Genomic DNA, 18,751 nt, shown 5'->3' on the forward strand with positions numbered 1-18,751 from the left:
GAGGGATACGATGGAGATCATCGAAGGTTTTGCACCCTATGGCGAATACCAGACCTGGTATCGGGTCACCGGCGACCTGTCGTCCCCCAAGCCGCCTCTGATCGTCGCGCATGGCGGCCCGGGCTGCACGCATGACTATGTCGACAGCTTCAAGGACATCGCCGCCACCGGCCGCGCCGTCATTCATTACGATCAGGTGGGCAACGGACAATCGACGCATCTCCCGGACAAGGGCGGGGACTTCTGGACAGTTCCGTTCTTCAAGGCGGAACTCCACAACCTCATCGACCATCTCGGCATTCGCCAGGCTTATTGCCTCCTCGGGCAGTCCTGGGGCGGCATGCTGGGTGCGGAATTTGCCGTCGACCGGCCGGAAGGCCTCAAGGCCCTGATCATCGCCAATTCGCCGGCCTCCATGCACACGTGGATCTCGGAGGCCAACCGGCTGCGCCGGGAGCTGCCGGAGGACGTGCAGGAAATCCTCCTTGAGCACGAGCAGGCGGAAACCACGGACAGCGCGGATTACGCCGCGGCGACCGACGTCTTCAACCAGCGTCATGTCTGCCGCGTCGTGCCCATGCCGCTGGAGGTCCAGCGCACCTTCGATGCGATCGCTGCGGACCCGACCGTCTACCACACCATGAACGGTCCCAACGAGTTCCACGTCATCGGCACCATGAAGGACTGGTCGATCGTCGGCCGTCTCGGGACCATTTCCGTGCCGACGCTGCTGATATCCGGCCGCTTCGACGAGGCGACGGAAGCCTGCGTCCAGCCCTATGCCGATGAGATCCCGGACGTCCGCTGGACCATCTTCGAGCAGTCGAGCCACATGCCGCATGTGGAGGAACGGGAAGACTGCATGGCCGTGGTGGGAGCCTTCCTCGCGGAAACGGCACCCAGACGGTCCAGTCACAAGCCTAAAGACGCATGACAACGCCCAGCCATAACAACAAGGGGAACGACGAACATGACCATTCGCCTGAAACAGCTGACACGACACCGTCTCACACGACATACGGGCACCCTGCTCGCGACCTGCCTTTTCGCCCAGACGGCGCTCGGCGGTGCCGCGCAGGCGCAGGATCGCGCGGCCCTCATGACCGAGCATCGCGGCGGTACCCTCACGCTCGCCGCCGTCTCGGCCGCCGGCACAGTGGATCCGATGATCAACTACACGGCCCAGTTCTGGCAGATCTTCCAGATGACCTATGATGGCCTCGTGAAGTTCAAGCAGGCGGCCGGCACCGATGGCTTCGATATCGTGCCATCGATCGCCGAGGCCCTGCCGGAGCCGACCAATGACGGCAAGACCTATGTCTTCAGGATCCGCAAGGGCATCACGTTCTCGAACGGCAAGGAGGTCACCCCGGCCGACGTCGTCGCCTCGTTCCAGCGCATCTTCAAGATCAAGGGGCCGACGACGGGCAGCTTCTACAACGGCATCGTCGGGGCCGATGCCTGTATCGCGACGCCAGAAAGCTGCACGCTGGAAGGCGGTGTGACGGGTGACGACACGGCTGGAACGGTGACGATCAACCTCGTTGCACCGGACGCGGAAATCTTCTCGAAGCTCGCCGTTCCCCATGCCTCCATCCTGCCGGCCGACGCGCCGCTGGCCGACGCCGGTACCACGCCCATTCCCGGCACCGGCGCCTACATGATCGCCAGCTACGACCCGAACGCCGAAATGGTCCTGAAGCGCAACCCTTCCTTCAAGGAATGGAGCGTGGACGCACAGCCGGACGGTTATGCCGACGAGGTCGTCTACAAGTTCGGCCTGACCGAGGAAGCGGCGATCAACGCCATCATCAACGGGCAGATCGACTGGATGTTCGACACGCCGCCCTCCGACCGCCTGCCGGAAATCGGCGCGAAATATGCAAACCAGGTGCATATCGATCCGCTGGCTGCCTTCTGGTATGCGCCGATGAACACCAACCTTGCCCCCTTCGACAATGTGAAGGTCCGCCAGGCGGTCAACTACGCGCTGGATCGCGATGCGCTCGTCGGCCTCTTCGGCGGCGACGTGCTCGCCCAGCCGGTCTGCCAGATCCTGCCGCCGGACTTCCCCGGCCACGTCGATAGCTGCCTCTATACCAAGGCGCCCGGCGAAACCTGGTCAGAGCCGGACATGGATAAGGCGCAGGCGCTTGTAGACGAGAGCGGCACCAAAGGGCAGAAGGTCACGGTCATTGCCGAGGACAATGCGGTCGCGCGGGGCGTCGGCACCTACATCGCCAGCGTCCTCACCGAACTCGGCTACGACGCGTCGATGAAGGCGATCTCGCCCAACATCCAGTTCACCTACATCCAGAACACCAACAACAACGTCCAGATCAGCGTCAGCCAGTGGTATCAGGATTATCCCGCTGCCTCCAACTTCCTGAACGTGCTCCTGTCCTGCAGCTCGTTCAACAAGGGCTCCGACGCATCCATCAATATTGCCGGCTACTGCAACAAGGAGCTGGACGCGAAGATGAAGCAGGCGATGACCACGGCGCTGACCGACCAGGACGCTGCCAACGTCCTCTGGGCGGATGTCGATAAGGGTTTCATGGAGCAGGCTCCGCTGGCCCCGCTCTTCACGCCGAAGAGCGTGAATTTCACCTCCGCCCGTCTCGGGAACTACGTGTTCAACAAGCAGAACCGCTGGAACATCGCCCAGTCCTGGGTGAAGTAGAAAAGGCCAGCGGTGTGTGGCCTGAAGGGCTCCACGCCGCTGGACGGTCCCGTCAAGATTTCGTGGTTCCCGATCGCCAGACGCTTGCAGGAGGTGCCATGAGCATCCCGTCCGATATAGCCTCCCCCGACGCCTTCATCCCCGATATGCCGGACGAAACTGCGGGCAAGCGGGTGGGTGCAAGCCCGTGGCGCCGGGCCTGGCTGCTGATGCGGCGCGACAAGCCGACGGTCCTTGCAGCCATCGTGCTCGTCCTCATCGTGGTCTCCAGTCTGTCGGCGCCGCTCTATGCTGGCTATGTCGCCGCGACGGACCCGTTCCGCTCGAACCTTTCGGCGCGCATCACCGTCGATGGCAAGCGGGTTAAGGTCATGCAGGCGTCCACGGAAGGCTTGGGCCTCGGCGTTACCCCCATCGGTCCGACATACGGCGCGCAGTATTTCCTCGGCGCGGATACGCAGGGACGCGACGTTGCCGCGCGGCTTCTCTACGGCGGGCGGAATTCGCTGCTGATCGCGACATCCGCGACGCTCATCTGTCTCACGCTGGCGGCCGTCATCGGCATCACCGCCGGCTTCTTCGGCGGCATCACCGACCAGATCCTCTCGCGCATCCTCGATATCCTCTGGGCCTTCCCGGTCTATCTCCTCGCCATATCGCTCTCCATCGTTCTTCTGTCGCACGGCATCGTCATCGGGCCGATCGAGATTACCGGGGACAGCCTCCTGCTGCCTATCGTCATCATCGGCATCATCTACGTCCCCTATGTCGCGCGCCCCGTGCGCGGACGCGTCATGGCGCTGAAGAGGAGCGAGTTCGTGCTGGCGGCAAAGGGCCTCGGCATCCCCGCCTGGCGCATCCTCGTCAACGATATCCTGCCCAACGTGTCCACCATGCTGATCGTCTTCGTGCCGCTGATGATGGCGTTGAACATCATCACGGAATCCTCCCTTTCCTTCCTGTCGATCGGGGTACAGGCGCCGGATGCAAGCTGGGGTACGATCATCCAGGATGGCCAGACGCTGCTCTACACCCGTCCCGCCGTGGCGCTGGCGCCCGGCATCGCCATCGCACTCACCGTCCTGTCGCTGAACGTGCTCGGTGACAGCATCCGCGATGCGCTCGATCCGCGCACGAAGCTGGTCTGAGGGAACGCCGATGATCCTTGCCGTTCTCCAGCGCCTCGGACAGATGCTCTTCGTCATGATCGGCATCTCCGCGCTCGTCTTCCTCATCTTCTTCGCAACACCGGGCTCCGATCCCGCGGCCCGCTTGGCCGGGCGCAACGCTTCTCCCGAAACGGTGGAGGCGATCCGCAAGGACTTCGGCTTCGACCGGCCGCTGCCTGTCCAGTACGTCATTATGATGAACCGCCTTTTCGTTACGCAGGACCTGACCTCCTTCGTCAACCGGGGCATGCGCATCGTGCCGGCCGTCGCGCAGGCGGCGCCTGTCACTCTGTCGCTGGTTGCCGGTGCCGCCGTGCTCTGGGTCATTGGCGGCATCTTCGTCGGCGTCATCGCGGCTCTGTCGCGTGATACGCTGCTCGACCGCGGACTTATGGTGCTGGCGCTGATCGGCGTTTCCATGCCGGTCTACTGGCTGGGCGAGGTCATGAACCTCATTAGCCAGAGCCGCTTCCACGACACGGTTTTCTTCTCCTGGGTTCCCTCACTTGGCTACAAGCCGCTGCTGACCGACCCGTGGGGCTGGTTCAAGACGCTGATCATTCCGTGGTTCACGCTCGCCGCCCTCTATATCGGCATCTACGGCCGGGTATTGCGTGCCAATTTGGTGGAGGCCTACCAGGAGGACTTCATCCGCACCGCGCGCGCCAAGGGCCTGAGCCCTTCGCGGGTCATGATCCGCCATGCGCTGCGCACCTCGCTGATCCCTTTCGTTACCATGTTCGGTCTCGATTTCGGCGTGCTCGTCGGCGGCTCGGCGCTGCTGACGGAGGTCGTGTTCGGGCTGAACGGCGTGGGACGGCTGACCTACCAGGCGCTCCTCAATCTCGACCTGCCCATGGTGCTCGGCACCGTCATGTATGCCTCGTTCTTCGTGGTGGTCGCCAATGCGCTGGTCGATGTCGTCTACGTCCTCATCGATCCGCGCGTCCGGGAGAGCTGAAGCCATGACCGCAGCGGAAAAACCCATCCTTCTCGACGTCAACGGCCTGACCGTTTCCTTTGCCACCGACCGCGGCATGGTGAAGGCCGTCCGCGACGTCTCCTTTTCGGTGCGTGAGGGTGAGATCCTCTCGATCGTCGGCGAATCCGGCTCCGGCAAGTCGGTGACGCTGCTCTCGCTGCTCGGCCTCCACGACCGCAAGACCACCCACGTCAATGGCATGGTGTCTTTTCGCGGGCGCGGCATTCTCGATCTCAACCCCGGCGAACTGCGCCGCATCCGCGGCAGGGAGATCGGCCTGATCTCGCAGGACCCGATGACGGCGCTTAACCCCGTCTATACGATCGGCTGGCAGATCGCCGAGCAGATCCGCGCTCACGAGGCCCTCTCCGCACGGGCCGCGAAGAAGCGGGCAGTGGAGCTTCTCGGCGAGGTCGGTCTCTCCAACCCGCAGGAAGCCGTGGACCGCTATCCCCACCAGCTTTCGGGCGGCATGCGCCAGCGCGCGGTCATCGCCATGGCGCTTTCCTGCAATCCGGCACTCCTGGTGGCTGACGAGCCGACCACGGCGCTCGACGTCACGGTGCAGGCGCAGGTGCTCGATCTCCTGCTGCGCCTGCGCAAGGATTTTGGCTCCGCCATCATCCTCATCACGCATGACATGGGCGTGGTCTCCGAAGTCGCCGACCGCGTCGCCGTCATGTATGCCGGGCGCATCGTCGAGCGTGGCGAGACGGAGGCGATGTTCGCAAGCCCGCTCCACCCCTATAGCTGGGGCCTGATGGGCTCGATCCCGCCTTTGACAGGTCCGCGTCTCGCCCGGCTGAAGTCCATTCCCGGCATGCCGCCGACGCCCGACAGAATCGGCGAGGGCTGCGGTTTCGCACCGCGCTGCGCCTTTGCCCGGCCGGCCTGTCTGGAGCGGCCGCCGCTGCGCAAGATCGAGACGCAGGCCGCTCTTTGCGTTCTGGAGGAGCCGGAGAGAAGCATGCTCCGCCGCACCGTCCTGTCTCCCGAGGAGTTCGCATGATCCCGTCCGTCCCTTCGAACCTCGCCACGGGAGCTCCCGAGCAGGAAACTCTCCAGCCGTCGCTCTCACCCCGCATTCCGCTGATGTCGGCACGGTCGCTCGTCAAGACCTTCAAGGTCGGGCGAACGCTCAAGCCCGGTTCGGGGCGCACGCTCCATGCCGTCGACGGGATCAGCCTCGACGTCTTTCCGGCGGAAACGCTCGGTCTTGTGGGCGAATCCGGCAGCGGAAAATCGACGCTCGGCCGCTGTCTCACCCGGCTCTACGACATCGACGGGGGTACGCTGAGCTTCGAGGGTTCTGATATCACCAAGGCGGATACGCGGGCGCTGAAGCCGGTGCGCCGCAAGGTTCAGATGATTTTCCAGGATCCCTCGGCTTCGCTCAATCCGCGCCGCCGGGTACGCGACGTGCTTGCCGAAGTGCTGAAAGTCCATCGCATCCGCGAGGGTTCGGGCATCGAGGCGCGGCTCGGCGAACTCATGGATCTCGTGGGCCTGCGCCGGGAATATCTCGATCGCTACCCACATGAGTTCTCAGGCGGCCAGCGCCAGCGCATCGGTATCGCGCGTGCGCTGGCCGTCGAACCGACGCTGATCGTGGCCGACGAGCCGGTATCGGCGCTCGATGTCTCGGTGCAGGCGCAGATCGTCAATCTGTTCAGCGACCTGAGGGAAAAGCTGGACTTGACCTACGTCTTTATCGCTCACGATCTGGCCGTTGTGCGCCAAGTGTCTACCCGCGTGGCCGTTATGTATCTTGGTTCCATCGTCGAAACGGGCGAGACCGATGCACTCTATGCACGGCCTAATCATCCCTATACGCAGGCCTTGCTATCTGCGATTCCACAGCCGCATAACCGAAGCCGGCGAGGGCGGATTCTGCTCACCGGCGAAATCCCGAGTCCGCTTGACCCACCTGCAGGCTGCAAGTTTTCAACCCGCTGCCCTCATGCGCAAACCGTCTGCCGAGATGTTCGCCCACCGCTGACAGCCATATCGAATGAACGCTCCGTCGCCTGCCATTTTCCGCTGACTTGATGCACATCAACGCATAGCGTCCTGCCGGCGGACTGGAAAAGACTGCCTTGCGGCGTTCGCTACGTTCGGCCGAGACTTTTAAGGGGTCCGTGATCTTCCTAGCGCTGCGTTTCTTGAAAACGCCGACTTCTGGATCCATCGCATCGCCGTTCTCGGTCACATGCTGCAACTATTTTTGTTTGGGTTTCTTCTTCGAGGTGAGCGTTGTGTCCCTATAGAAGAAATGGCACTACTGCCTCAGCGGCGTGTCCTATCAATGATGCGCATGCTGCTCGTTGCGCTTGCGCGTGGCGGCGGCCTTCTTAGCCGAGGCCGAGCGCTCTTCCTTGGTACGCGACGCAGCAGCTGCGGCGCCCTTGTGTCCGCCCTTTTCGGAAGAGGCGTGGTTTTCGGCATGGTCGCGGCCTGAGCCTGACTTCTTGCCGCCGCCGCTCTCCTTGTTGACGGTGGCCCAGGCACGGCGTTCTGCTTCGTTCTCGGAAACACCACGGTTCTCATAGCCTTCCTCGATATGCTCGGCCTTGCGCTTTTGCTTGTCGGTATATGCGGATTTGTCGCCTTTGGGCATGGAACATCTCCTCTTGCTTGTTGCTTAAACGAAGCAAAAGAAACGACCTCCTGCTCCTCAAAGTTCCTCGCGCAATTCTCGCAGGGTAGGCCTTTTGCGGACATTATGATCTTTCGTGCGCTTCTGTACACGCGACCTCGCCAAGGAACAACTGTTAGGACCTGTCGTTTGCAGCCAGACGTTCGCGCGAAGAGACCACACGACCTTGGAGCAAATAGATGAAAGCACTGACCTGGCACGGCAAGCATGACATCCGCTGCGAAAGCGTTCCGGACCCCCAGATCGAGGACGGCCGCGATGCCATTATCAAGGTCACGGCCTGCGCGATCTGCGGATCGGACCTTCATCTCTACAACGGCGTCATGCCCGACATGCACAGTGGAGACATCATGGGTCACGAAACCATGGGCGAGGTCGTCGAGGTCGGCAAGGACAACAAGAAGCTCAAGGTCGGCGACCGGGTGGTCGTTCCCTTTACGATCGCCTGCGGCGAATGCTTTTTCTGTAAGCGAGGTTTTTTCTCGGGCTGCGAACGCTCGAATCCAAAACCGGAAAAAGTCACCAAGATGTGGGGCAATTCGCCCGCTGGCCTGTTCGGTTATACTCATCTACTGGGCGGGTTCAGCGGCGGCCAAGCCGAATATCTGCGCGTGCCCTATGCCGATGTCGGACCCATCAAGGTACCGGACGGCCTGACCGATGAGCAGGTGCTTTTTCTCTCCGATATTTTCCCGACCGGTTATATGGCCGCCGATTTCTGTAACATCCAGCCGGGCGACACGATCGCCATCTGGGGCTGCGGACCCGTCGGCCAAATGGCCATCAAGTCCGCATTCATTCTGGGTGCGGAGCGGGTCATTGCAATCGACACCGTCCCGGAACGACTGGCGCTTGCCGAAAGGTCGGGGGCGATTACGCTCGATTACATGGACAAGGACATCTACGACAGGATCATGGACCTGACCAACGGTCGTGGGGCTGACGCCTGCATTGACGCCGTTGGAACCGAATCTGATCCATCCGCGAGCTGGGATGCTCGTATCGACCGCATCAAAGTCGCGACCTTCATGGGTACGGATCGTCCGCACGTCCTGCGGCAAGCGATCCATTGCTGCCGCAATTTCGGCACTGTGTCGATCGTCGGCGTCTATGGCGGGTTCCTCGACAAGATACCCATGGGGTCGGCGATCAATCGCGGTTTAACCTTCAAGATGGCCCAGACGCCTGTTCAGCATTACCTCCCCATATTGATGGAGCGTATCCAGAACGGCGAGATCGACCCATCCTTCATCATCACCCATACTGGAAGCCTCGAAGACGGACCGGACCTCTACAAGACCTTCCTCGAAAAGAAGGACGGTTGCGTCAAAGTCGTTCTCAAACCGTAAGAAGCTACAGCATGGCGAGTGAAACGGGAAAGGCTTCGCCGTAGTTTCATTGCGTCGGATGAGCCGCGCAGGGTCGGTGATACGAATATCGTCGGCACCTTCTATCTCGTGCAGCAGGTCGGGAATTTGACGTGCAGCCGCAGACGAGGCCGGATTGAGAGCGGCGGTGCAAAATTAGACCACGGTAGCGGCGGGATTGTCCCGCTTCGGGCGGCGTAAAAGTCGGCCACCTATTTCTCTTCTGCAATGAGCGCAGGAGGGCCTGGGGATCTATACCGTGGAATTATATCTGAAGGTTCGACTGGCTTGCTCGGAAGGCATGAGCCGGCGTCAGGCTGCAAAGCATTTCAACATATCGCGCGACAGCGTTTCCAAGATGCTGTCCTATTCGACGCCACCTGGCTATCAGCGACAATCACCGATCCGGCGGCCCAAGCTGGATGCGTTTGTCTCGACGATCGATCACTGGCTGGACGAAGACAGACAAGTGCCGCGCAAGCAGCGCCATACGGCCAAGCGGGTGTTTGACCGGCTTCGAGACGAATGCGGGTTCACTGGCGGCTATACGATCATCAAGGATTACATGCGCGAGCGGGATCAGCGCCGCCAGGAAGTGTTCGTGCCGCTGTCGCATCCGCCCGGCCATGCGCAGGCCGATTTCGGTGAGGCGATGGTGGTCATCGGCGGTGTCGAGCAGAAGGCGCATTTCTTCGTGCTCGACCTTCCGCACAGCGACGGCTGCTACGTGCGGGCCTATCCGGCGGCAGTGGCCGAGGCCTGGGTCGATGGCCATGTCCATGCGTTCGCTTTCTTCGGCGCCGTGCCGCAATCGATCGTCTACGACAACGACCGTTGCCTGGTGGCGAAGATTTTGCCTGACGGCACCCGCAAGCGCGCGACGTTGTTCAGCGGCTTCCTGTCCCACTACCTTATCCGGGATCGCTATGGCCGTCCCGGCAAGGGCAACGACAAGGGGAACGTCGAGGGTCTCGTCGGCTATGCCCGGCGCAACTTCATGGTACCGATCCCGCAGTTTGCGACATGGGAGGCGTTCAACACCTTTCTGGAGGAGCAGTGCCGGAAGCGCCAGCGCGACAGGCTGCGCGGCGAGAGCGAGACGATCGGCGAGCGCTTGCGGCGCGATCTGGCTGCCATGCGCGCCTTGCCAGCCTCGCCATTTGATGCCTGCGACCAGGCAAGTGCCAAGGTGACGGCGCAGTCGCTGGTGCGCTACAAGACCAACGACTATTCCGTCCCGGTCGCCTATGGCCATCAGGATGTGTGGGTGCGCGGCTATGTCAACGAAGTGGTCATTGGTGGCCGTGGCGAGATCATCGCCCGCCATCCTCGGTGCTGGGAACGGGAAGACGTCGTCTTCGATCCTGTCCATTACCTGCCGCTGATCGAGCAGAAGATCAATTCGCTGGATCAGGCAGCGCCCCTCCAGGGCTGGGACTTGCCGCAAGAGTTCGCTACGCTGCGCCGGTTGATGGAAGGCCGCATGGCCAAACACGGCCGGCGTGAGTACGTGCAGGTCCTCCGCCTGCTGGAGAGCTTCGAACTCGCCGATCTGCATGCGGCGGTGAAGCAGGCGATCCAGCTTGGCGCCATTGGCTTTGACGCCGTCAAGCATCTGATCCTGTGCCGGGTGGAACGCCGGCCGCCCAGACTGGACCTGTCCATCTACCCGTATTTGCCGAGGGCGACGGTCGAGACGACATCGGCGAAGGCGTATATGCGTCTCCTGTCGTCGGATGCGGGAGAAGTCGCATGAACACCCAAGCACCCGAGATCCTTCTCACCCATTATCTCAAAACCCTGAAGCTGCCGAGTTTCCAGCGCGAGTACCAGAAGCTGGCCCGGCTGTGCGCCACCGAAGGCGTCGATCATGTCGGATACCTCACCCGGCTTGCCGAGCGGGAGATGATCGAACGGGACCGTCGCAAGGTCGAGCGTCGCATCAAGGCGGCCAGGTTCCCGGTCGTCAAAAGCCTCGACAGTTTCGACTTCGCCGCCATCCCAAAGCTGAACAGGATGCAGGTGCTGGAACTGGCGCGCTGCGAATGGATCGAGCGCAGGGAGAACGTTATCGCTCTCGGCCCCAGCGGCACGGGCAAGACCCATGTGGCGCTCGGCCTCGGCCTGGCCGCCTGCCAGAAGGGCCTGTCCGTTGGGTTCACGACAGCGGCCGCACTGGTCAGCGAGATGATGGAGGCGCGCGACGAGCGGCGTCTCATCCGGTTCCAGAAGCAGATGGCCGCCTACCAGCTGTTGATCATCGATGAACTGGGCTTCGTGCCGCTGTCAAAGACCGGCGCGGAATTGCTGTTCGAGCTGATCTCGCAACGATACGAGCGAGGCGCGACCCTGATCACCAGCAACCTTCCTTTTGACGAATGGACGGAAACCTTGGGGTCCGAGCGCCTGACCGGCGCTTTGCTCGACCGCATCACCCATCACGTCAGCATCCTCGAGATGAACGGCGACAGCTATCGTCTCGCCCAAAGCCGCGCCCGAAAGGCCGGCTGACGCCCTTCGAAAATCGCAACGCGCGCATGAGACCCCCGCTCGGGCCTAAGCCCTCCCGGCGGTCTCATGCGCGCGCCACAAGTGGCCGACTTTTGCGCCGCCGCGTGGCAGGATTTTACTCCGCCGTTGACACGCCATCAGAATGATGCCGCCAGCGGCTTCATTATGGAGAAAGTGTCGAAGAGTGGATTGTATGCGGCCCGTCAACAATAGAGACATGGGTTCGCGCTCCCTGTTTGGAAGGTTGATCGAAGTCTCCGTCGATTTCGGGATGTCCCGGAGCGCACGCAGCACACGCTCAGGTCAACCTAGAGCCTAGCGCCCCGGAATTCCAGTAAAAACAGGTGCACTGAAGGTCACACATGCCCGTCCACGTCTTCCAACCATTTCTAGCTGCCTGCATCGCACGGAGATCAGACCCGGGCAGGTCAGGCGTTCGTGCCGGTGTTCTTCGGCACAGCGACCCTTACGCATCCACTTGCCAATGCCACGCTTGCAATTCGCAATGCAGCGGTCTGGGGTGACGCCGGAGCTGCCTGCGCATTGGATTCCACGAAGTTCGGGGCCTGGGATCGCAACCTGATGACGGAATGGCATGCCCGCTGTGGCGGACGCGGTGTGATGCGTAGAGGTGGCCGCTGTCGCGCGCAGAGCCATAATGTGTTTCTTGCCAAAAATGCATGTTGGCTTCAGCCGTTACGGAAAGACCGGCATCCGATACATCTGCTCGTTTGGGCTTATTGAGCCACCGTCCATCTTTACGACTCTGAAACCGCGTCTCCTATGACATCAAGCGGGCTTGCTCAGCCGCACCTCTTGTATAACGGTCTTTTCCAAAGAGCCCAATTGCTGCCAACAGGCGAGGTCTGACAGGCGTCTTCCTTTTGGCGCCTTTGAAACGGACATCGCAGGTCGGAACCAGCACAAAAAAAGCGGCGAGACAGGGCTGCCGGGGTCAGGCTGTTTGGGCGAAAGCGCCTGGCGTGACACCTACACGCCGCGTGAATGCGACGCTGAATGCGCTGGCGGAGGCATAGCCGATCCGTCTTGCGATCTCGGCCAGCGGCGCCTCTCGCCGGACCAACAGGTCTTTTGCAAGAGCCATGCGCCAGCCCGTAACGTATTCCATCGGAGGGACGCCCACCTGCCTCCGGAAGCGTTCGAAGAATGCCGATCTCGACATTGCGGAGGTCTCTGCCAATTCCTCGACGGACAAGCCTCCACTCGGGTCCTGATGGATACGTCGCAGCGCTGGAGCCAGGCGCATGTCAGAAAGCCCACGCAACAGGCCGGGAGATGTCTCTGCCGCTCCTGCACTCCGCAGAGCGTCGATGAAGAGAACTTCGAGCAACCGACTCAGGATCATGTCCCGCGCTGCAAGTCCCCCGACCATCTCGGCGTGAATCATCCTTACGAGATCCGTGAGCCGCCGCTCGCCTCGGGTATGAACGATGTCCGGCAGCAGCGAGCTCAGCAACTGCTTGTCGTTCGCCAGGAAGGAACAGTGACCCACCATGGCCGTGACGTCGACCGGTGCGTCTGGATTGCCAAGGCGGAAGACCCCGGGGTTGGTCTCCAGCCGTTGCGGTGACGTGCCTGACGGAGGCGGTTCAAAGCTGCTCATCGTGAATGCGTGGATTTGCGGCACGAGAACGAAATCCCCGGACTGAAGAATGATCGGCGATCTGCCGGCGATGGTCAGCAGGCAGCGTCCTTCCACAATTGCACAATAGAACGGATGACCAAGCTCGCGACGCTCGACCCACCATGCCCCGCCGGCCGTAACCAGCTTGGCGATCGATGGCGCGGGCTTAAGCAGCGAGACGATCTCGGCGAGCGGATCAGACACTTCTGGACTTTCGCTAAACAGATAAGGACGTATAGATATAGATAATCCTCATGTGTTCGTCCATCTTGGCGATGCACATGGAGACCTACAAATGACGACGAACAATCTTATCGATGTCTCGCGCCGTATCCCAACGCCCGACGGAGTCCTCACGATAGCCTACTCGCCGATCCGCCTCGACATCGACGGACGGCCGCCTCTGGAACTGCGTTTGACTGCACCGGCAGAAGGCGATCGCCTCCCCATCGTCATTCTGTCGCACGGATACGGACCGTCATTCTACGTTCCGTCGAAGGATGGCTACGCGCATATGGCGCAGTTCTGGGCGGAGCGCGGCTTTGCTGTCATTCAGCCCACTCACGCAAGCTCCCGCGTCGGCGGCCTTCCTGAAGACGCCGAAGGAGCGCCGTTCTTCTGGCGCGAGCGCGTCGCTGAGATACGGACCGTCATCGACCGGCTCTCAGAGATCGAAGAGCGTGCGCCGGCCGTCTCTGGCCGGCTTGACCATGACCGCATCGCGGCGGCAGGACATTCTCTCGGTGGCCACACGGTGAGTCTGCTCCTGGGCGCGCAACTCCACGGAGAGACTTTTAGCGATCCACGCATAAAGGCTGGGATCCTTTTCACCGCTCCCGGACGGGGTGGTAAGGATCTGACAGAAGAGAACGCCGCGCGCTTTCCATTCTTTGACCTCGACTTCTCACATCTGACGACGCCGAGCCTGGTCGTTTGCGGGGCAGACGACAAGCCGCGTTTTACGCTCCGTGGCCCGGATTGGCACGCCGATGCCTACCATGACGCGGTCGGTACGCATGCGCTTCTTACGCTTCACGGCGTAGGCCACGGCCTTGGTGGCATTGCCGGGCTCGACGCGAAGGAGACCGAGGTCGAGGCGCCAGATGCGCTCGAGGCGACGAAGCGCATGACTCTGGCTTGGTTGAGAACTGCCCTCGGCGATGACTTGAATGCTTGGTTCTCGGCTTGTACGGCGTTGAAGGGTCCGGCGAGCAGCCTTGGATCCGTCGTCGAGAAGTAACCGGATGGGGGCGAGGTGATGGTTGCGTGTTGCCGAGTGATCGCAGGCCTTCTGGTGGCTGAATACGTGACGCATCTCGTCCGGCAGACCGGTACGCCTGTTGCACCACTTGAAGTAGGCAGCCGGGCCATCCCAGCCCTGGTTCCCCAATGAGAGCCTTCCGCGTCAGCGACCTTTGATGTGCCCTGATACGCCTCTGCTCGGGCCGGTACACCAACGCGCGCGACTATGTCCAGGCGCGGACGAGCGTTTGGTGATTGGATCAGGCAAGAACACGGCGGAACACCTCCGGATGCACTCGTCGTTTGGATGGCCGCTCCACGCGCCTATCCCCTGATTGCCTCCCCAGCCGGCACGAATGCTGCTCAATGCGGACGGCAGGCGTAACGCCGCTCACGCACGTTGCTCACACGCCGCCAATGGGGATATCGGAATCCGCCTATGCTCTCATTGCAGCCAGATGAGACGACAGTGGCAGGTCAACTGCGCGCCGGAATATGGCACGTCGTCACGGCGAATACCGAACGCGGCTCACCGGTTGAGATCGGACGCGGGTGGCGTGCCGAACATGGCCTTATACTCCCGGCTGAACTGCGAGGGGCTTGCGTAGCCTACTTCATACGCGACGCTCGATACATTGGTATTGCCGGCAGCGAGAAGCTTTCGCGCTTCCAACAGACGGATATGACGTTGAAAGGCGAGAGGACTAAATCCTGTGACATCCTTGAAGTGCCTGTGAAACGAAGTGACGCTCATGCCCGCCGATGCCGCGAGCTCCGGAATGATGATCGCCTCCGAGTGATTGTTGGCGAGCCAATCGGCCGCCGTCTTAAGTTGTTGAAACCTTTCGTTCCGCTGGCTGACCTGCCGCAGGGTATCGCCCATCGAGCTCTGCAGCAGACGGTAATAGAGCTCGAACTCGTAATGCGGAGCGAGCACATCGATGTCGTCAGCCGTACCCGCCAAGCCAACAAGGCGGCTGAACGCATCCCCAACCGGCCCACTGAGCTCGCCTGCCGCTACCGCGCATGCCCATCGGCCCTCCCGTTTGGGCATATCGAGCATGACGCGCGTCATCATGTCAGTATCGAGATGAAGGCTTATCCCGATATAAGGCAGTTCGGGTCTGGCACCTGTCAGCTGATGAGCATAGGGCAGGCCGAAGGATGATGCCGCGCATGCGCCGGGCAATAGCTCGAAGCGATTGGCACCCATCGTCAGGACCTTGATGCCCTGTAAAACCGCATAGAACATGGGCTCGAACACGGCAGATGTCGGTGACGTGTCGGTCGTGCTGGCCCAGACCGTCAAGCGCGGCACGGGGGTCGGCGTGCCGATGGCACCGTTGCTGTGCGCCGTGAAGGGAGCAACTGCGGTCAGAAGGCGCGAGATTTGGTTTACAAAATCGGTCATCGTCCAGCACATCTAGTGATTTGACAGGATCAGGCAAGGCTTTGGGAAAATCGGGAATGCAGCCGCGCGCGTGTTCACCTATCTCAAAGTCCAAGAATGAAATGCCCTGATCACCTTCATCGAGTGGATCACACCAGACTGCAGGCCGGGGCGGCATCACGACGAAAGGATGCAAATCATGCTGGAACTTGCTGGGAAGAACGCGCTGATCACAGGCGGGTCTCGTGGCATCGGGGCGGCGATCGTGCTTGCGCTGGCGGACAAGGGTGCGAATGTCGCGATGACCTATGGACGGTCGGCCGATAGCGCGCAACATCTCGTCGGGTTGGTAGAGGCAAAGGGGCGCAGAGCTGTCTCGATCCAGGCTGACAGCGCAGATCCGGAAGCGATACAACGATCCGTCGACGATGCTGTCCGCGCGCTGGATGGTATCGACATTCTGGTTAACAATGCCGCTATCGCGCGCTATAACGCCATCGCGGATTTCAACGTTGAAGACTTCGATGCGCTGTTCGCGGTTAACGTGCGTGCGCCGGTGCTTGCGGCAAAGGCCGCTATTCCGCATCTGAAAGCAGGCGGCCGGATCATAACCATCGGTTCGGCAGGGGCCGACCGCAGCGTTGGTGAGGGCAGCACGGTCTATTACATGACAAAGGCCGCGCTGCAGGCCTATACACGCGGCTTGGCGCGAGAACTTGGATCCCGAGACGTAACCGTCAATCTCGTTCAGCCGGGTTCGACAAACACCGAGAGCAATCCTGAAACGGGAGAATTTTCCGACTTTCAGCGCAGCCTGATACCGCTTGGCCGTTTTGGTCAACCTGAGGATGTCGCGGCTATGGTCGCGTTCCTGGCGAGCCCTGCCGCCCGCCACATTACGGGAACGATCTTAAACGTCGATGGCGGAGCGCTTGCATAGGCAGCAACCAGAAGCAGGTTAAGAAAGCACGATGCAACGTCATTCAACGGGGGGTGTCGGTCCTCAGTGGACAAAGCTTCGGCCAACCAGATTGATGCATTGTCCTGGCAATCGCGCATCGATCCGACCCTTGGGGTCCACGAACGCAAGACGATCGTGGGGCAGGAGGAGACATCACTGCGGCGTCTCCGACGATCTATGGTTCCAAATTCCCCGCGCGAACTGCTAAAGACGCGGGCTCTCTGCAGAGAACTGCCCAGGACTGTCTGTATGAACAGTCTTGGGCATTCCGCGAAGTCTATTTTTCGCCCTGGATTCCGGCCGGTCGGCGGCCAGCCGCGTTTCGAGCAATTCGATCTCCTGTGTGGCGACACGATAGGTGGCATGATCGTTGACGCCGATCGGGCCACCCAGAACCACGAAACGGTCGGCACCCAGCGGATCGAGCCGCGCCAGATCGTGCTCTGCGACATCGACATACTCGATGTCACACGGCTTTGCACAAGAGAGGTTCGAAGCTGCCGAGATCCTCGAACCCGACATGGCGAATGGCCTGCAAGCCGAGTTTTGTCATTGTGAAACCCTCTACTCCGACAGGTGTGATGCGGCCCGCACCGTCAGAATGTGCTCGAGATCCTTCAACGCAGCGGCTGCCGTCGCGAGCGGCTCCTTGCCGGATCCGATAGCGATCGTTTCGCCCATTGCGTCGGTGACGATACGGATCGCCTTGTCCTTTCCGCGTATGTTGGCGAAAGGATCGGCAAGCGGATAGGTTTTGATGCCGACCGATGCGCGGAATGTACCGTCAGCCTGTGCAAGGCTGCCGACCAGTTTCGGAACAAGCCCCTGCCTGCGCCACGCCTCGATGCGCTCGCCGGTTACCGACTGAATACCCTCGACGGTCACGTCATCCATCGTCAGGTCGGCGTCGAGGCCGAAATTGGCAAGGATCAGCAGCTTGCATGCGGTATCCCACCCTTCCGTGTCGTTACGCGGATCGGCTTCGGCAAAGCCGCCGAGTTGCGCTTCGCGCAACGCGGCATCGAAGCCAATCCCACGCGTCATCATGGCATCGAGCAGGTAGTTGGTCGTGGCATTAAGGATGCCTTCGACCTCAAGCACCGTGCAGCCCTTGAGGCTGTGATCCACAAGATCGATTGTCGGTAGGGCGGCCGCCGCCGCGCCGCTGAGCTTCATGAGGGCGCCCGATCGGTTTGCAAGTTGACGAAGTTCTTTTCCGCTGTGGACGAGCGCGCCCTTCGATATGACGATCACGTCACGTCCGGCAGACAAGGCTGACCGGATGTAGCCAAGCCCAGGGCCGCCGGTGCGGAAGTCGCTCGGTCCGGCTTCGACGACAAGATCTGCGTCGCTCGCCTGGATGAAGGAGGGGCCGGAGAGGCCGTCCTCGAGCGCGCCGAGCTGATATTCTTCGAGGCCACGATCGTCGAAAAGGCCGGCCCGTGACCCGCAGACCGCGACCAGCCGGATGTCGGTACCATAGACCTCGCGATAACGCGCGCGTCGCAACAGGAGAAGGCTCGCCGTGGCACGGCCCACGCCTCCGAACCCGGCAATCGCAACTCTTACCGTTCGCATGTGCATTCACTTTCACGGTTATTCACCCTTGGATGCTTTGCCGAAGGGCTCCGGAACAGGTTGAAGGTGCAACCAGTCGCGGCCGGACATGGCGTTGCCCTGTACCTGCTCGGACAGCCGTTCATTGCCACGCTGACGCACATCTTCTGCTGCCTTCTCCACATCCAGTTCGGCATAACCTAAAGTGCGCAACCCTTCGCCAAAAGCGGCACGATCATAAGATCTTCGAAAAGAAGAATGGAGACGGATTTCTGACCCTCGGCGCTTGTCGTCTCGCCCCGGTCCTGGAGAACCGACATGATGACCGCGGTCGATGAGAGAACGAAGCCCGCGCCGGCAATGAAAGCCACCGGGCCGGACAGGCCGAAAACCAGCATTCCCGTCAGCGCAAGACTTGCGATTGCAAGCGCGACATGCGTCAATCCAAGCCCGAAGATCTGGCCGCGCATCGCCCATAGTTTGAGGGGGCGCAGTTCCAGTCCGATCACGAACAAGAACATCACCACGTGTCAACGGCGGAGTAAAATCCTGCCACGCGGCGGCGCAAAAGTCGGCCACTTGTGGCGC

General features: G+C 61.4%; 16 protein-coding genes and 2 pseudogenes. 12 read left to right on the top strand and 6 right to left on the bottom strand.

From position 1 onward, the window contains the following. The first annotated feature begins 10 nt into the window (after window positions 1-10). From GA0004734_RS21375 to GA0004734_RS21400, 6 genes are all read left to right on the top strand, one after another. A complete protein-coding gene (locus tag GA0004734_RS21375) occupies window positions 11-934 on the top strand; it encodes a proline iminopeptidase-family hydrolase (protein WP_092937746.1) in 924 nt (307 codons plus the stop codon). A gap of 36 nt (window positions 935-970) precedes the next feature. After that, window positions 971-2,683 (top strand): ABC transporter substrate-binding protein, encoded by a 1,713-nt coding sequence (locus GA0004734_RS21380; RefSeq protein ID WP_092937748.1) that lies wholly within the window; start codon window positions 971-973, stop codon window positions 2,681-2,683. 98 nt (window positions 2,684-2,781) lie between these two features. Continuing rightward, window positions 2,782-3,831: an ABC transporter permease gene (locus GA0004734_RS21385; RefSeq protein WP_245292571.1), complete on the top strand. Its 1,050-nt coding sequence runs from the start codon at window positions 2,782-2,784 to the stop codon at window positions 3,829-3,831. Window positions 3,832-3,841: 10 nt separating this feature from the next. Further along, a complete protein-coding gene (locus GA0004734_RS21390) occupies window positions 3,842-4,813 on the top strand; it encodes an ABC transporter permease (RefSeq protein ID WP_092937750.1) in 972 nt (323 codons plus the stop codon). Window positions 4,814-4,817: 4 nt separating this feature from the next. Beyond that, window positions 4,818-5,843: an ABC transporter ATP-binding protein gene (locus tag GA0004734_RS21395; protein WP_092937752.1), complete on the top strand. Its 1,026-nt coding sequence runs from the start codon at window positions 4,818-4,820 to the stop codon at window positions 5,841-5,843. Window positions 5,844-5,926: 83 nt separating this feature from the next. Further along, on the top strand, window positions 5,927-6,883 hold the full coding sequence (locus tag GA0004734_RS21400) for an ABC transporter ATP-binding protein (protein ID WP_210173773.1): 957 nt from the start codon (window positions 5,927-5,929) through the stop codon (window positions 6,881-6,883). Between the two features lie 253 nt (window positions 6,884-7,136). Here GA0004734_RS21400 and GA0004734_RS21410 read toward each other — a convergent pair whose 3' ends face one another. Beyond that, window positions 7,137-7,451, bottom strand: a complete 315-nt coding sequence (locus tag GA0004734_RS21410; protein ID WP_092937756.1) for a plasmid stabilization protein — start codon at window positions 7,449-7,451, stop codon at window positions 7,137-7,139. 218 nt (window positions 7,452-7,669) lie between these two features. Between GA0004734_RS21410 and GA0004734_RS21415 the strand changes: the two genes are divergently transcribed. The 4 genes and pseudogenes from GA0004734_RS21415 to GA0004734_RS21435 all read left to right on the top strand — a co-directional run. After that, entirely contained in the window at window positions 7,670-8,839 is a 1,170-nt protein-coding gene (locus tag GA0004734_RS21415) for a zinc-dependent alcohol dehydrogenase (protein ID WP_092937758.1), read from the top strand. Between the two features lie 277 nt (window positions 8,840-9,116). Continuing rightward, complete coding sequence (istA, locus tag GA0004734_RS21425; protein ID WP_139056207.1) at window positions 9,117-10,613, top strand: IS21 family transposase; 1,497 nt, start codon at window positions 9,117-9,119, stop codon at window positions 10,611-10,613. Continuing rightward, window positions 10,610-11,368, top strand: coding sequence for an IS21-like element helper ATPase IstB (gene istB, locus GA0004734_RS21430; RefSeq protein ID WP_092930036.1), 759 nt, complete (start codon window positions 10,610-10,612; stop codon window positions 11,366-11,368). The genes istA and istB overlap by 4 nt, the downstream gene beginning before the upstream one ends. A gap of 498 nt (window positions 11,369-11,866) precedes the next feature. After that, window positions 11,867-11,992 (top strand): annotated as a pseudogene (locus GA0004734_RS21435) (Tn3 family transposase); the annotation flags it as partial. Window positions 11,993-12,323: 331 nt separating this feature from the next. Here the strand turns inward: GA0004734_RS21435 and GA0004734_RS21445 are convergent. Further along, a complete protein-coding gene (locus GA0004734_RS21445; protein ID WP_092937760.1) occupies window positions 12,324-13,217 on the bottom strand; it encodes an AraC family transcriptional regulator in 894 nt (297 codons plus the stop codon). Between the two features lie 91 nt (window positions 13,218-13,308). On the opposite strand from GA0004734_RS21445, the gene GA0004734_RS21450 reads away from it, so the two are divergent. Further along, the gene (locus GA0004734_RS21450; protein ID WP_092937762.1) at window positions 13,309-14,253 is read left to right on the top strand and encodes an alpha/beta hydrolase family protein; all 945 of its coding nucleotides are present in this window, start codon (window positions 13,309-13,311) and stop codon (window positions 14,251-14,253) included. A gap of 531 nt (window positions 14,254-14,784) precedes the next feature. Here GA0004734_RS21450 and GA0004734_RS21455 read toward each other — a convergent pair. After that, complete coding sequence (locus tag GA0004734_RS21455; protein WP_092938282.1) at window positions 14,785-15,666, bottom strand: AraC family transcriptional regulator; 882 nt, start codon at window positions 15,664-15,666, stop codon at window positions 14,785-14,787. Window positions 15,667-15,844: 178 nt separating this feature from the next. Here GA0004734_RS21455 and GA0004734_RS21460 point away from each other — a divergent pair, with 178 nt between their 5' ends. Continuing rightward, window positions 15,845-16,585, top strand: coding sequence for an SDR family NAD(P)-dependent oxidoreductase (locus tag GA0004734_RS21460; protein WP_092938284.1), 741 nt, complete (start codon window positions 15,845-15,847; stop codon window positions 16,583-16,585). 225 nt (window positions 16,586-16,810) lie between these two features. On the opposite strand, the gene GA0004734_RS21465 is transcribed toward GA0004734_RS21460, so the two are convergent. The 3 genes and pseudogenes from GA0004734_RS21465 to GA0004734_RS21475 form a co-directional block, all read right to left on the bottom strand. After that, window positions 16,811-17,128, bottom strand: a complete 318-nt coding sequence (locus GA0004734_RS21465) for a hypothetical protein (RefSeq protein ID WP_175386610.1) — start codon at window positions 17,126-17,128, stop codon at window positions 16,811-16,813. Between the two features lie 42 nt (window positions 17,129-17,170). After that, complete coding sequence (locus GA0004734_RS21470; RefSeq protein WP_092938286.1) at window positions 17,171-18,184, bottom strand: homoserine dehydrogenase; 1,014 nt, start codon at window positions 18,182-18,184, stop codon at window positions 17,171-17,173. 197 nt (window positions 18,185-18,381) lie between these two features. Then, window positions 18,382-18,690: pseudogene (locus tag GA0004734_RS21475) on the bottom strand (cation:proton antiporter); the annotation flags it as partial. Window positions 18,691-18,751 lie beyond the last annotated feature (61 nt).

The organism is Rhizobium sp. 9140 (assembly GCF_900067135.1).
GTDB lineage: Bacteria > Pseudomonadota > Alphaproteobacteria > Rhizobiales > Rhizobiaceae > Ferranicluibacter.